General features: G+C 44.9%; 10 protein-coding genes. 3 read left to right on the plus strand and 7 right to left on the minus strand.

All coding sequences use genetic code 11. From position 1 onward, the window contains the following. Positions 1 to 9 precede the first annotated feature (9 nt). From JGK07_RS18155 to bchB, 3 genes are read right to left on the minus strand one after another with little or no spacing between them, the layout of a single operon-like run. On the minus strand, positions 10 to 492 hold the full coding sequence (locus JGK07_RS18155; protein WP_293183289.1) for a DUF2188 domain-containing protein: 483 nt from the start codon (positions 490 to 492) through the stop codon (positions 10 to 12). Further along, positions 477 to 848 (minus strand): hypothetical protein, encoded by a 372-nt coding sequence (locus JGK07_RS18160; protein WP_293190537.1) that lies wholly within the window; start codon positions 846 to 848, stop codon positions 477 to 479. Before JGK07_RS18160 ends, JGK07_RS18155 begins: the two co-directional genes overlap by 16 nt. A 27-nt stretch (positions 849 to 875) precedes the next feature. Beyond that, complete coding sequence (bchB, locus tag JGK07_RS18165) at positions 876 to 2,399, minus strand: ferredoxin:protochlorophyllide reductase (ATP-dependent) subunit B (protein WP_293190538.1); 1,524 nt, start codon at positions 2,397 to 2,399, stop codon at positions 876 to 878. 590 nt (positions 2,400 to 2,989) lie between these two features. On the opposite strand from bchB, the gene JGK07_RS18170 reads away from it, so the two are divergent. Next, positions 2,990 to 3,451, plus strand: a complete 462-nt coding sequence (locus JGK07_RS18170) for a KTSC domain-containing protein (RefSeq protein ID WP_293196898.1) — start codon at positions 2,990 to 2,992, stop codon at positions 3,449 to 3,451. Positions 3,452 to 3,935: 484 nt separating this feature from the next. Further along, positions 3,936 to 9,449 (plus strand): ATP-binding sensor histidine kinase, encoded by a 5,514-nt coding sequence (locus JGK07_RS18175; protein ID WP_293183297.1) that lies wholly within the window; start codon positions 3,936 to 3,938, stop codon positions 9,447 to 9,449. A 202-nt stretch (positions 9,450 to 9,651) separates the two neighbouring features. Here the strand turns inward: JGK07_RS18175 and JGK07_RS18180 are convergent, their stop codons facing one another. The 3 genes from JGK07_RS18180 to prfC are packed head-to-tail and all read right to left on the minus strand — an operon-like array spanning position 9,652 to position 12,227. After that, positions 9,652 to 10,215 (minus strand): Uma2 family endonuclease, encoded by a 564-nt coding sequence (locus JGK07_RS18180; protein ID WP_293183299.1) that lies wholly within the window; start codon positions 10,213 to 10,215, stop codon positions 9,652 to 9,654. 50 nt (positions 10,216 to 10,265) lie between these two features. After that, positions 10,266 to 10,541 carry a hypothetical protein gene (locus JGK07_RS18185; protein WP_293225591.1) on the minus strand — a complete coding sequence of 92 codons (276 nt, stop codon included), beginning with the start codon at positions 10,539 to 10,541 and terminating at the stop codon, positions 10,266 to 10,268. A gap of 57 nt (positions 10,542 to 10,598) precedes the next feature. Then, positions 10,599 to 12,227 carry a peptide chain release factor 3 gene (gene prfC, locus JGK07_RS18190; protein WP_293183303.1) on the minus strand — a complete coding sequence of 543 codons (1,629 nt, stop codon included), beginning with the start codon at positions 12,225 to 12,227 and terminating at the stop codon, positions 10,599 to 10,601. Between the two features lie 102 nt (positions 12,228 to 12,329). Between prfC and JGK07_RS18195 the strand changes: the two genes are divergently transcribed. Further along, entirely contained in the window at positions 12,330 to 12,674 is a 345-nt protein-coding gene (locus tag JGK07_RS18195) for a DUF4870 domain-containing protein (RefSeq protein WP_293183305.1), read from the plus strand. Between the two features lie 293 nt (positions 12,675 to 12,967). Here the strand turns inward: JGK07_RS18195 and JGK07_RS18200 are convergent, their stop codons facing one another. Beyond that, positions 12,968 to 13,444: a Crp/Fnr family transcriptional regulator gene (locus JGK07_RS18200; protein ID WP_293184648.1), complete on the minus strand. Its 477-nt coding sequence runs from the start codon at positions 13,442 to 13,444 to the stop codon at positions 12,968 to 12,970.

Genomic DNA, 13,444 nt, shown 5'->3' on the forward strand with positions numbered 1-13,444 from the left:
TCCCTACATCTAAACAATTTCTAAACATTCCCGCTTCTCTCCGTCAGATTCGGGGCGATCGATTCTACGCTGCAATAACGCATCTATCGCTGGATTTATAGTTTCCCGAACTTCTCCATTTTCATCATAAATTACCACCTCAAGCCATCGAGCTTTTGCCAAACCAACGGCATATTTAAAAGCTGCTTCCTGAGTAGCAAACACCTTCTCACTTGACTCTAGATTTTCCTCAGTCACCGCCCACCCATTTGGATGAGGTAATACGTGCAGTTTCCGATTTAATTCCTTCAATACCCGCTGCCGCAACCCAATTAAAGTAATGCCGACAATTGTTTCACTATCCTCATTATAGCGGGCGATAACTCCATCGCTAATGTCCACAGCTACAGCCTCTCGCGGTTCTCCCAGCGAGAGATAGAGAACATCCGCTTCCTTATCGTAAAAACCTGTAATATTTGTGGAGTCTTCGAGAATTTTTACTGTTGTGTCCATATTATTCGCTTATTTGATGATGGCTGTCTTCTGAGGTAAGCTGTTGTGATAAATCCATCAGAATCATTTATTTCTAGATACACCACTACCACAAATTTTCTACTTTCGGGAATCAATGGATAGAAGCGTAGGGCTAGTAATCCGCCTGTAACGTCATCTATTTGAATCAGATCGGGATTTTCTAAAGTTTCTAAAACTCGCTCATATTGAGCTTGCATTTCAGGGTGTTCTTTCAAGATATGTTGCCATCGCTCTTTGGTGAGGCGTATTGGAACATTATTGAATGAACGGCTCGTCCAAAGTAGATTGCTATCTTCCGTCATTTTATCTGAAATTTCATAAATAAGCAAGGGCATCTACAAGAGATGCCCCGTACTGCGTAACTACGCGCCGACAGCTTCCTTGGCCGCGTACAACACCTCAGCATTAATTAGAGCAATACCGCGCTCGCGAGCAAACTTCTCAGTATTCCGCTTGACTTTCCCGCGCACAAAACCGGGGATTTTGTTCAATTCTGCCTGTCCGTCCTTCGTCCAATTCATATCAGAATCAGCCGAAATTCCCTTGGTAATAACTTCCTTAGTATCGTGGCCGCCGAAGATTTCTAGCAAGTGGTCTTCCATGCCCAAAGTAAAGGAATTGTAGACCAAATCTACGCACTGATTTGTGCCTTCATAGCCCAAAAATGGCTTGTAGCCGATCGGGAAATTTTGCACGTGAATCGGCGCAGCAATCACACCGCACGGAATATCAAGCCTTTTACCCACGTGGCGTTCCATCTGCGTGCCGAAAATCGCCGAAGGTTCTGCTTTGGCGATCGCATCCCCAATTTGCCCATGATCCTCCGTGATCAGCACTTCATCACAATACCCTTTTACCTCTTCCCGGAACCAATCAGCATCGTGTTTGCAGTAGGTTCCTGCCCACACAACGTGGATACCCATCTCGCGAGCCAAAATCTTCGTCATCGCCGCAGCGTGCGTATTATCGCCAAATACGACGGCTTTTTTGCCGGTTAAGTTTTGGCAGTCGATCGACCTTGAGAACCAAGCAGCCTGAGACACAAACCGCGTTTGTTGGTCAATAAACTCTTCATAATTAACATCCGCACCTTGAGCATTCAGAACTTCCTGAATCTTCCGAATGCAGCGCGCAGTTTCCACCACACCCATCGGCGTAATATCCACCATCGGCGTGCCGAATTCTTTTTGCAAATACTCCCCGGCTGCCATCCCCAATTCCCGATAAGGAACAAGGTTAAACCAAGCGCGCGGCAGTCTTTTTAAGTTGTGAACCGAAGCACCTTCGGGAATAACTTCGTTGACTTCGATTCCCAAATCTGCCATCAAACGCTTCAACTCGGTGCAGTCGTGCTGGTTGTGGAAACCCAGCGTAGACATACCGATAATATTCACCGATGGTTTTTCGCTTTTACCTTCCAAATCGCCTTTTTTGCGAGCTTTGTTAATGTAAAGTTGGACGATTTGATCCAAAGTCCGATCGGCAGCTTGGAGTTCGTTAAACCGATAATGGTTAACATCCGCCAGCATCACATCGCCTTTGGCATCCAATTGAGCTCGGTTAACAAAGTTTTCCAAGTCTTCTTGCAGAATGCTGGAGGTGCAAGTCGGGGTAAGTACAATTAAATCGGGGTGCTCTTCTCTGTCTTTGCGGGTGATATTGTCCACCACCCGTTCCTGCGAGCCCCGCGCCAGTACGTGTCTGTCAACCACGCTGGTAGTTACCGGAGTGAAGTCCCGTTCCCTCTCCAGCATCGATCGCATCACGTTAAAATAGTCGTCTCCAATCGGTGCGTGCATGATCGCGTGGACGTTTTTGAAGGAAGTCGCAACGCGCAGAGTGCCGATGTGGGCTGGGCCTGCGTACATCCAATAAGCCAATTTCATAGGTATTTTCCCTTATGCTGGTTGAGATTTGCCCGATCGGGCGATTACTGCTAAATTTTAAGGTTGTTTGAGATTTTCTCACCAGATGAATCCTTTAGAAATAGTAACTTTCTGAAGATTTACAGATGGGAAAAATCCTCAAACGCTTTTACAGGTTGGGCTTTGACTCGCCATTGCCACAACTTTACCTTTGTTTTATGGCAATAATTCTTAATTTATTGTCAAGTTTCGTTAAGAAGCTGACACATCTTATCAAAGTAGGGTGCTTATGGCGAACCTTGCTCAATACAGCTCTTGCATAAGTCTGCGATCGACACACAAACCGCAGATTTCAGGCAGATAAATACATATAAACGCAGATAATTTTAGGGTAGGAAAGCTTAGGAGTGGAAGAGGTCTAATTTCCTTAAGCAACAGACAAATCATACCAAATTAGGATGCTAAATGCACACTTTACACATAAAAGATACGTTAATTGACTTTTTAGGCAATACAGGCTAAACTATTAATTAATCCACTATTTCCTAGACACAGAAACTTGCAAAGATCGGGAAATATTGACGTAAAACAAATCCTTGTTGACAAAACCCATGAAACTATCCAAAATAGACTTGAGCAATGTCTTAGCAGTCGGTCACTCTAACGGCCAGCTAGGACTGTTGATCGATCGCGGGGAATGCCTCGAATTTATCGAAATTGCCGCACCCGAAGCTGCAATGCACGGCCTGCACATGGTTGATTTCATCGCCAATACAGATTCTACCGAACTCAGTGGCGGTATTGAATTAACAGAAATTGCCCCAGCCGACGAACCCATTGCTATGATGCCGGTTGATTCGGCAATGGCTAGCGCGATCGGATACAATGAAGAGGCTCAAGTTTTGCAAATAGAATTTAGCAGCGGGTCAGTCTATCAATACAGCGACGTAGAACCGGAAATTTGGGAATATCTGCAAGAAGCTGATTCTACAGGCCGATTTTTTAACTCCGAGATTAAAGGTTATTATTCCAGCCGGCGCGTAGATGACCCAATAGATAGGACGCACGGTTGAAACCGCGTCTACAAAAACTTTCGTCCGCGCAACACGAGACTGAAGAAAACAACCTAATTTTAAACGCCCATTCTTCAACCCGCTCTCTAGTGGGTTTTGTCTGTGTAGACGCGGTTTCAACCGCTCGGTATCTAAAAGCTGAGATTGTTTTTTTGTCAGCCGTGCGATCGATCGCCACACCAAATCATTGCACAAATCCTGTATCTGTGCTTTTGTTTACCTAACTGCTGAGGTGAAAAAGCCCCAGGCCCATGCAAGTCAGCAACAGCTCTTTGCTGGATACGGCGTGTCTTCCCACACATCCCAAAACATAGCTCTTGAGTGATAATGAAGAATAACATAGGATTTACGGAAAAAACCCGGTTCATAGGAAAAAATCTTGAGATTGTCAGCAACTACCAACAAAGAAACCGGGTTTCTAGCCCGCCGCGCGTAAGTCCTGTAATATTGACCAACAAGCACACCTAATTTGAGAGAACCAACTATGATGGCAATTCCCGGCGTTGCAGTTCTCGCTCTCATTTATGAAAGCAGCACTTCCCTGGTTTACCGCGGCCGCAACGAGCAAGACAACCAACCTGTTATTATCAAAATTCTCAAAGAAGACTATCCGACTCCCGAAGAACTGAATAGATACAAACGGGAATATGACATCACTGCCAACTTAAACCAGCTCGACGGAGTTGTTAAAATGCACAGGTTGCAGCAGGTTAGAAATAGTCTGGCAATGATTTTAGAAGATTTTGGTGGCGAATCTTTAAAAATATTTATGGCTACCCAAAAATTTACCTCTTTGGGATTTTTGACCACAGCCATCAAAGTTGCTGAAACTTTGGGAGAGATTCACGCAAAAAATGTAATTCATAAAGATATAAACCCCTCTAATATAGTTTTTAATCCCGCGACTGGACAAGTTAAAGTCATAGATTTTAGCATCTCAAGTGACTCAAATCAGGAAAACGTTGCCAATAAAAATCCCAACTTTTTAGAAGGGACTTTAGCCTATATGTCGCCGGAACAAACCGGCAGAATGAACCGGGTAATCGATTACCGCACGGACTTTTATTCCCTTGGCGTCACCTTCTATGAAGTCCTGGCAGGACAGCTCCCTTTTACCACTACCGATCCCATGGAGTTAGTTCACTGTCACATCGCCAAACAGCCAGTACCTCTCGCTGAACTTTCACCAGAAATTCCTCAAGCTATTTCAGACATTGTGATGAAATTGCTAGCAAAAGCGGCTGAGGATCGCTATCAAAGTGCTTGGGGACTGAAAGCGGATTTGGAATCCTGTCTGTTTCAGTTGCAAACATCTGGGGTTATTTCTGAGTTTGCTCTCGGCAGCCAAGATATTTCTGACAAATTTCAAATCCCTCAAAAACTTTACGGCAGACAGCGAGAAGTTGAAACTCTTTTAGCGGCATTTGAACGGGTAGCAGCAACAAATAATCGAGCCTCCCGCATCGAACAGTCCCAAATTTCTGTCATCAAGAAAGAGAGCAAATCGCGCAAAGAAAGTTCCCTGTCAGTGCTCGCGAGAGGACAGCATAAATCCCGCAGCGAGATGATGCTGATTGCTGGTTATTCCGGCATTGGCAAATCTGCAATGGTGAAGATTTTAGACAAACCTATTACCCGCAGGCGCGGCTATTTTATTTGGGGAAAATTTGACCAGTACAAGCGGACTATTCCTTACTCAGCAGTTGTTAGCGCCTTTTCGGAATTGGTGCGACAACTCTTAACTGAAAGCGAAGCTCAATTGGCAGTTTGGCGCGAAAAACTCCGTACTGCTTTCGGGCAAAACGGGCAAATTATTATTGATGTAATTCCCGAAGTAGAACTAATTGTCGGAGCTCAGTCTCCTGTAGCTGAATTGGGGCCGACGGAATCTCTCAACCGCTTTAATTTAGTCTTTCAAAATTTCATTCGCGTATTTTGCCAGCCCGAACATCCGCTGGTAATTTTTCTCGACGATTTGCAGTGGGCTGATTCTGCCACACTCAAATTGATTGAGTTGATGATGACAGATGAAGCGACACAATATCTGTTTTTAATTGGCGCTTATCGGGATAATGAAGTCAGTCCCACTCATCCTTTAATGATGACTGTGGAGACGCTGCGAAATCAGGAAGCCATCATTAATGAGATTGCTCTGTCGCCGCTGGGCGTGGACAACATCACTCATTTGATTGCCGAGACTTTGCACAGCGATCGCAAATCGGTCAAACCCTTAGCTGAACTGGTTGTCAGTAAAACAGACGGCAATCCTTTTTTTGTTAATCAATTCCTACAAACATTGTATCAAGAAAATCTGCTAGTTTTTCATCCGCCACAGTTGGGGAGCAAGGGCGGCTGGCATTGGGATATGACTCAAATTGAGCAGTGCGCTATCACTGACAATGTAGTAGATTTGATGGTGCAGAAGTTGAGAAAACTGCCAAGTTCAACGCAGCAGGTTTTGCGTTTAGTGGCTTGTTTGGGCAACGAATTTGACTTAAATACTCTTTCTTTAATTAATGAGAAAGAAGCGTCGGAAACTTTTTCTCACCTGTTGCCGGCGATTAAGTCGGGGCTGATTCTGCCGACTTCGGAATTGGAAAGCAAGTCATTAGATTACGTGCTGTTTCCGCTGTTAATTCTCAATTATAAATTTTTGCACGATCGCGTACAACAAGCAGCTTATGCTTTAATTGATGATTCGCAAAAAAAAGACGTTCACCTGAAAATCGGCAGGCAGATCCTCGAAAATACTCCTGCTGAATATCGCGCTGACAGAATCTTTGAGTTAGTCGATCACTTGAATGTAGCGCGATCGCTAATTCGAGACGAGCGAGAACTAATTGAACTGGCAACCCTGAATTTAGACGCCGCCCGCAGAGCCAAAGATGCCACAGCTTACGTTGCTGCGTTGCAGTATTTAACCGCAGGTATGGACGGTTTAACCGCCGATATCTGGGATTCCCACTACGATTTAGCCTTTGCTCTGCACATGGAGCGCGCTAACGTTGAGTATCTGAACGGCTATTTCGAGCATTCAGAAGAATTTATCAACATAACTTTGCAAAAAGCGCGATCGCCTTTAGAAAAAGTAGAAATTTACAACCTCCTGATCGTGCAGTACACCCTGCGAGCCAAATACGAGGAAGCAGTTAAAGCTGGAATCAAAGCCTTGAACTTGCTGGGCATTGACTTGCCGCTAGACGGGCTGCAAAAAGTCATAGCCGAAGAATTTGCAGCAGCCACAAACTTTTTAGCAGGTAGAGAAATAGCTTCCCTGATTGACGCTCCCGAAATGACAGTACCCGACAAAAAAGTCGCAGTCAAATTAATCACCAACTTCTTAACATCAGCTTACCTCAGCAATCCCGACTTGTGGAAAGTCAGCGTTTTAAAAGGAGTCAATCTTTCTCTCACCTACGGTTTAGTACCCGAAGCATCTCTCTGCTACGCAGGCTACGGTATGTTCTTAAACGCTGTTTCGGGAGATTACAAAGCCGCGTATCAATTTGCCATGCTATCGCTGAATTTGAGTGAAAAATCTGGCAATATCGGCTTGAAGTGCAGAGCTTGTTCTTCGCTGGTTAGTATTTTTCATTACTGGTTCAACCATATTAAAGAGGCACACGCAATCAGTAATGAAGGATATCAAGCAGCTTTAGAATCAGGAGATTTAGAATATGCCGGTTATATCCTATCCAACCGCATAGCCAATTACTTTTTTCAAGGCAAAGAAATATCGCAAATTCTGGCAGACACGAGCAGGTATTTGCAGTTCAGCCAAAAAACCAAAAATCAGCTTGTTACCGATACATTATTAGGAGTGGAGCTGATACTGCGTAACTTGAGCCAACTCACTGTTGACAAGTTTGTCTTTGAAAGCGACGATATGAGCGAAGCTGAATACGTACAAAACTGTCAAGCTCATCAAAATTTGTACTCGCTTTGCCTTTACCAGATTCGCAAATGCCAGGTAATGTACTGGTATGGCAACTTCAATGAAGCACTACAACTAGCATTGGAAGTAGAAAAGCAACTATCTTTTATTACCGGAGCGATACCCGCTACCGAGTGGAATTTTTTCTTTTCTCTAGTTTTAGCTGCCGTTTTTCCCAATGTTTCAAAAAGCAAGCAAAAACAATATCTGGAAAAGTTAGAAGCCAATCAAAAACAGATGAAAATCTGGGCTGATAACTGTCGTGAAAACTTTCTGCACAAGTATCTTTTAGTACAAGCAGAAATAGCCAGAATTACTAAGAAAGATTCAGAAGCTGTAGAGCTTTACGATTTCTCGATCAATTTAGCTCAAGACAATGAGTTTGTCCAAAATGAAGCCCTCGCTAACGAACTAGCCGCCAAGTTTTGGTTGAGTAAAGGCAAATATCAATATGCCAAAATCCACTTGCGCGAAGCTCACTCGTGCTACTTGCGCTGGGGTGCAGTCCGCAAAGTTGAAGATTTAGAACAGAAGTATCCCCAGTTGCGGGAAATGACGCCGCTCAACGGCAGTTTTCACAACAATCAAACTACCACAACTATTCATACTTCTACTGGAAGCGATGCGAGAGTGCTGGATTTAGCAACTGTAATGAAAGCATCTCTGGCAATTTCCAGCGAAATTGTCCTAGACAAATTGCTGGCTTCTTTGATGAGGATATCCCTCGAAAACGCAGGCGCACAATCCGGGTTTTTAATTTTGGTGAGAGATGAAAAACTGTTGATTTCTGCCAAAGCGTCAGTAATTGCTGAAGATGTAGCAGTGCTGCAATTTACGCCTGTGGAAGAATGTCAGGATTTGCCTGTTACGGTGATTAATTATGTGGAAAGGACTCGCTCGGACTTGGTGTTGAGCAATGCTGTGGCTGAGGGGCGATTTACTGCCGATCCTTACATCGCCAAACACCAGCTCAAATCTCTTTTGTGTACGCCGATTGTCAATCAAGGCAAACTAATTGGGATTCTTTATTTAGAAAACAATTTAACACTCGGGGCTTTTACGGCGCATAGATTGGAAGTTTTAAGGCTGCTTTCTTCGCAAGTTGCTATTTCTTTGGAAAATGCTCTGCTTTACAATTCTGTGGAGCAGAAAGTGCAAGAGCGGACGTATGAGTTAAATGACAAGAATGAGCGTTTAGAACAAACTTTGCTGGAGCTGAAACTAACTCAAGCTCAATTAATTCAAACTGAAAAAATGTCGAGTTTGGGGCAAATGGTGGCTGGTGTTGCTCACGAAATTAATAACCCTGTAAGTTTTATCTACGGCAATCTCAATCCAGCTAGCGACTACGTGAAAGACTTGCTGAAGTTGATTGAGCTTTACCAGCAGCACTATCCCGAACCTGCTGATGAAATCATTGAGGAAATAGAAACAATTGAACTGGAATTTTTGAGCGAAGATTTGCAAAAGCTGCTGGATTCTATGAAAGTCGGAGCGGAAAGAATCCGGGATATTGTGTTGAGTTTGCGGAATTTCTCGCGCCTGGATGAAGCGCAAATGAAGTCGGTTAATATCGATGAAGGCATAGACAGTACAGTGATGTTGCTGCAACCCCGCCTGAGAAAAGAAGGTGGCCGTTTGGGAATTGAGGTGATTAAAAATTACAGCAAGCTACCGTTAATTACTTGTTATGCGTCGCAGTTGAATCAGGTATTTATGAATATTTTGACAAATGCGATCGATGCGCTGCTGTTGGCAAGAGATTGCCCGGAAAGCTCTCATAAACAGCCTACTATTACAATTTCTACGGAGGTGACCGATCGCAATTCTGCTATTATTAGAATGGCTGATAGTGGGCCAGGGATGAGCAGTGAGGTGCTGCACAAGATATTCGATCCGTTTTTTACAACTAAGCCGGTGGGTTCGGGAACTGGTTTGGGATTATCGATTTCGCACTCGATTGTTGTGAGTTCTCATGGCGGAAAGTTGAGTTGTGTTTCTGCACCTGGAGAGGGGACTGAGTTTATTATTGAAATTCCGATCGCCCCCAAGCAAGTTTTGTAAGGAAGAAAGGGGGAATATCTGGTGAATATTGGGTGAATATTGGGTGAATATTGGGTGAATTTCCGTTGGATACCCGGCGAATGGAATTCGCGGCTACACAAACAATGTCCGCCTCCGCGGACTAAGAAAGAAAGAAAGAAAGAAAGAGAGAAAGGACGAATGGAATTCGTGGCTACACAAACAATGTCCGCGCAACGCGAGACTAAGAAAATTGTATTTGGCGGTACAATTGGTCGATCGCAATTTCGACATCCACTGATTCCAGTCGCAAAGTATCGCCCAAACCATACTCCGACAGCACCCATAGCCCTTGTTCGTTGCGCCGAAACATTTCTACTCTGGGCTGTTCGACTTGCACCAAGACGTACTCTTGCAGCGTTGAAAATTGGCGATATTTAGCAAATTTTGCGCCGCGATCCAAAGCTTCTGTTGAAGGTGACAAAACTTCGACAATCAAGGAAGGAAATTGCACCAATTGCGGATCGTTATCGCGATCGTCGCAAGTTACCACAACATCAGGATAAAAATACTTTTGTCCTGGTTCCACTTGGACTTTGACATCGGCCATGTACATCTCGCAAGGGCGATCGACAAGGGCATCATCTAGAACCTTGGAGAAGTTGAAGGTAATCCGATTGTGATTGCGGGTTCCGCCACTCATAGCGACGACTTCGCCATCCCAATACTCGTAGCGTTCTTCTTGGGTGGGTTCCCAAGTCAGGTATTCTTCTGCGCTCATCAATAGGCGATCGGGTAAAGCAACCATAATGCGATGCCAACTAGATACCAGTTTTTTTCTGATGCCATTGTATCACCTCAGCGCACAATTAATTGACCGAATAAACCGCTTTTTCCCGATCGTTCTTTTTCCAGCAGACACGCTTCTAATTCAAACAAGCGGCGGTAGGTGAGGGAATAATTTGTGACTGGATGCTTCCAGGTTTCTGGTTTGCGGGATTCGTACAAACCGATCAGTTTGCCGTAGCCGGGGGCGATCGATCGCACTCGATCGCCCCGAATGTCGAAATCTGCTTGCACTTCGCACTGCTTGCGGTTGATGGAGGCGATCGCACTCATGTCAACGATCGCCACTCGGAAGATTTCGATCGAATCTAGGGTTGTCTTTCATTCAAGGTAATCGTGGTAATCTCACTCCGCGGTAACGGCCAAACCAGAAACCACAGGCGCGATCGCATTTAACCTCAAAACAGGATGCTCACCTTCCACCTGACGGCAATTCCAGTCATTCCTAAATAACAAAACCGGCCTTCCCCAACAATCCTTCACCGTCACAGTATTAAACAGCCGTCCCACCTTGGCCAGGGCATCCCAACCGCCATCTACCCAACGAGCTACACTGTAAGGCAACATATCGATCGTAGTTTCGACATTATATTCCGACTGCATTCGGAACTGCACCACTTCAAATTGCAACTGTCCCACAGCCGCCAAAATCGGTTCGCGTTTCGACTCATCAACCGAATACATAATTTGCACAGCGCCCTCTTCCTGCAACTCCGAAACACCTTTGCGGAACTGCTTAAACTTAGAAGGATTCGGATTTCTCAAAAAGGCAAAAAGTTCCGGCGAAAAACAGGGAATCCCTTCATATTCGACTTTTTGACCGGTGAAAATAGTATCGCCGATCGCAAAAACCCCCGGATTGTTCAAACCGATAACATCGCCCGGATACGCAACCTCGATCGACTCCCGATCCTGAGCAAATAACTTTTGAGGTCTTGACAAACGCACCGTTTTACCAGTCCGAGCGTGAGTGACGTTCATGTCCTTTTCAAACTTGCCGGTACAAACGCGAATAAACGCCACGCGATCGCGATGTCTCGGATCCATATTGGCTTGCAACTTAAACACAAACCCGGTAAAATCTTCATAAGTTGGGGGCAGTTCGCCGGCGCTGCTGTTGCGGGCGATCGGCTTCATGGCGTAATCTAAAAACGCATCCAAAAACAGCTCGACCCCAAAATTGCTCATCGCACTACCAAAGAAAACCGGAGTCATTTTCCCAGCCCGAACGGAGTCTAAATCGAGTTCAGTTCCCAACTCATCCAGCAGTTCCAACTCTTCTTTGAGCTGATAGTAAAGGTCTTGTTCCAACAAATCCTCAATGCGCGGATCGCCCAATTCGATCACCGTATCAACAGCAGCGCGAGAACCGTGTTTAGTCCGCTCGAACAAGTGAATTTTGCGCCCTCTGCGATCGAAAACACCTTTAAAGCGATCGCCCGTACCGATCGGCCAATTCACCGGATAAGTCTGCAACCCCAATTCCTTCTCAATTTCGTCCAACAAATCCAAAGGATCTCTGCTAGGGCGATCGAGCTTATTAAAGAAAGTAAAAATAGGCAAACGTCGCAACTTACAAACTTCAAATAACTTGCGAGTTTGCGGTTCCAAACCCTTAGCAGCATCCTCAAGCATCACCGCATTATCAGCAGCCGCCAGAGTACGATAAGTATCTTCACTAAAATCTTGGTGTCCGGGAGTATCGAGCAGATTAATGTGATAATTTTGATATTCAAACTGCAAAACAGTAGAAGTAATCGAAATTCCCCGCTGCTGTTCCATCGCCATCCAGTCAGAAGTAGCGTGTCGCTGAGCCCGCCGTGCTTTCACAGAACCTGCTTCGTGAATTGCACCTCCGTAAAGCAGCAGCTTTTCTGTCAAAGTAGTTTTCCCCGCGTCAGGGTGCGAGATAATAGCAAAGTTGCGCCGGCGCTCAACAGCAGTTAGCAGTTCAGTTTCGAGTTCTGTTGTCATCACAAAATAGGTAGGGGAATCATCACCCGATCGCCATTATAGCCTGTGCTAGAGTTGCTATTAAAGGTAAAATTATCACTAAAGTCAAGGAATCAAAGTAATATGTACGACTCCGACAAGCGGAAGCTGCTATCACTGGTGTGTCACGGGGCGATTTTTTTCAGCACGTTAGTTTTATCGATCGGAGCGCCGATCGCTGTATTGTTAGTATCTGATGACCCCGTTGTCAAAGAAAACGCCACCGAAGCCATCAATTTTCACTTGAATGTATGGGTGTACAGCGCTGTGATTGTGGCGTTAACTGTGGTGACTTTTGGGCTTGCCGGGTTTATCCTAGTGCCGCTAGGTTATCTCCTACATTGGGGACTGACAATCATGGCTATTATCCACGTGTTGCAAACTCCAAACGAAGCTTACCGCTACCCTTTTATTTTCCGAATAGTTTAGACAGCAAATCGCGCTTCATTATCGATTTTAAACAACCCGATTTCTTCAATAGACCTCTTGCAAAAATCCTTTTAACCAAATTTTGGGACGGGCTAGAAGCCCATCCCACAAGAAAAAAGATTTTTGTGGGATGGGCTTCTAGCCCGCCGGGTTTTTAATTGTTTGATAGCAGAAGGAAGAAGGAAGAAGGAAGAAGGAAGAAGGAAGAGGAAAGAAGGAAGAAGGAATAAACTATCCGCAATTCCCAATTCCCAATTCCCAATTCCCAATTCCCAATTCCCGATTCCCAATATTCATCGCATTTCAGGAACTCTCACAGGATCTGTCGGTGGCATAACCGCCTCTTTAGCATTCAACTTGATATTCAACTCGCGAATCCGGCGCGACAGCAAGCGAATAATATTAACAGCAATTCCCGGCGTTTCATCGATCGCATCATAAAGCTGCATTTGAGTCAGCATCAAACACTCCGATTGTTCCAGAGTCGAAATAGAAGCCGATCGAGGTTCCGCATCAAATAGCGACATTTCCCCGAAACAAGCCCCCGCCTTCAACTGTGCCAAATCCCGATCGCCTATATGCACCCGCACCGTACCCGATACCAAGATATAGAGCGATCGACCTTCTTGTCCTTCCGTAAAAATCCTGTGCTTAGAAGGAAACGAAAGTTCGTCCATTACCGATGCTAGACGGACAAGAAAATCATCCCGCAGTTCCTTAAAAATCGGAACTTCCCTGACAAACAATAGGCGTTCGACGCTAGTTAACAT

Origin of the sequence: Microcoleus sp. PH2017_24_DOB_U_A (assembly GCF_020738205.1) — a bacterium.
Classification (GTDB): domain Bacteria; phylum Cyanobacteriota; class Cyanobacteriia; order Cyanobacteriales; family Microcoleaceae; genus Microcoleus.

What these genes read in the sequence shown, in the direction of transcription:
- JGK07_RS18180 (WP_293183299.1), bottom strand. Translation starts at nt 10,215, where the DNA reads ATGGTTGCTTTACCCGATCGCCTATTGATGAGCGCAGAAGAATACCTG.
- JGK07_RS18200 (WP_293184648.1), bottom strand. Translation starts at nt 13,444, where the DNA reads ATGTTAACTAGCGTCGAACGCCTATTGTTTGTCAGGGAAGTTCCGATT.
- prfC (WP_293183303.1), bottom strand. Translation starts at nt 12,227, where the DNA reads ATGACAACAGAACTCGAAACTGAACTGCTAACTGCTGTTGAGCGCCGG.
- JGK07_RS18160 (WP_293190537.1), bottom strand. Translation starts at nt 848, where the DNA reads ATGCCCTTGCTTATTTATGAAATTTCAGATAAAATGACGGAAGATAGC.
- bchB (WP_293190538.1), bottom strand. Translation starts at nt 2,399, where the DNA reads ATGAAATTGGCTTATTGGATGTACGCAGGCCCAGCCCACATCGGCACT.
- JGK07_RS18155 (WP_293183289.1), bottom strand. Translation starts at nt 492, where the DNA reads ATGGACACAACAGTAAAAATTCTCGAAGACTCCACAAATATTACAGGT.
- JGK07_RS18170 (WP_293196898.1), top strand. Translation starts at nt 2,990, where the DNA reads ATGAAACTATCCAAAATAGACTTGAGCAATGTCTTAGCAGTCGGTCAC.
- JGK07_RS18195 (WP_293183305.1), top strand. Translation starts at nt 12,330, where the DNA reads ATGTACGACTCCGACAAGCGGAAGCTGCTATCACTGGTGTGTCACGGG.
- JGK07_RS18175 (WP_293183297.1), top strand. Translation starts at nt 3,936, where the DNA reads ATGATGGCAATTCCCGGCGTTGCAGTTCTCGCTCTCATTTATGAAAGC.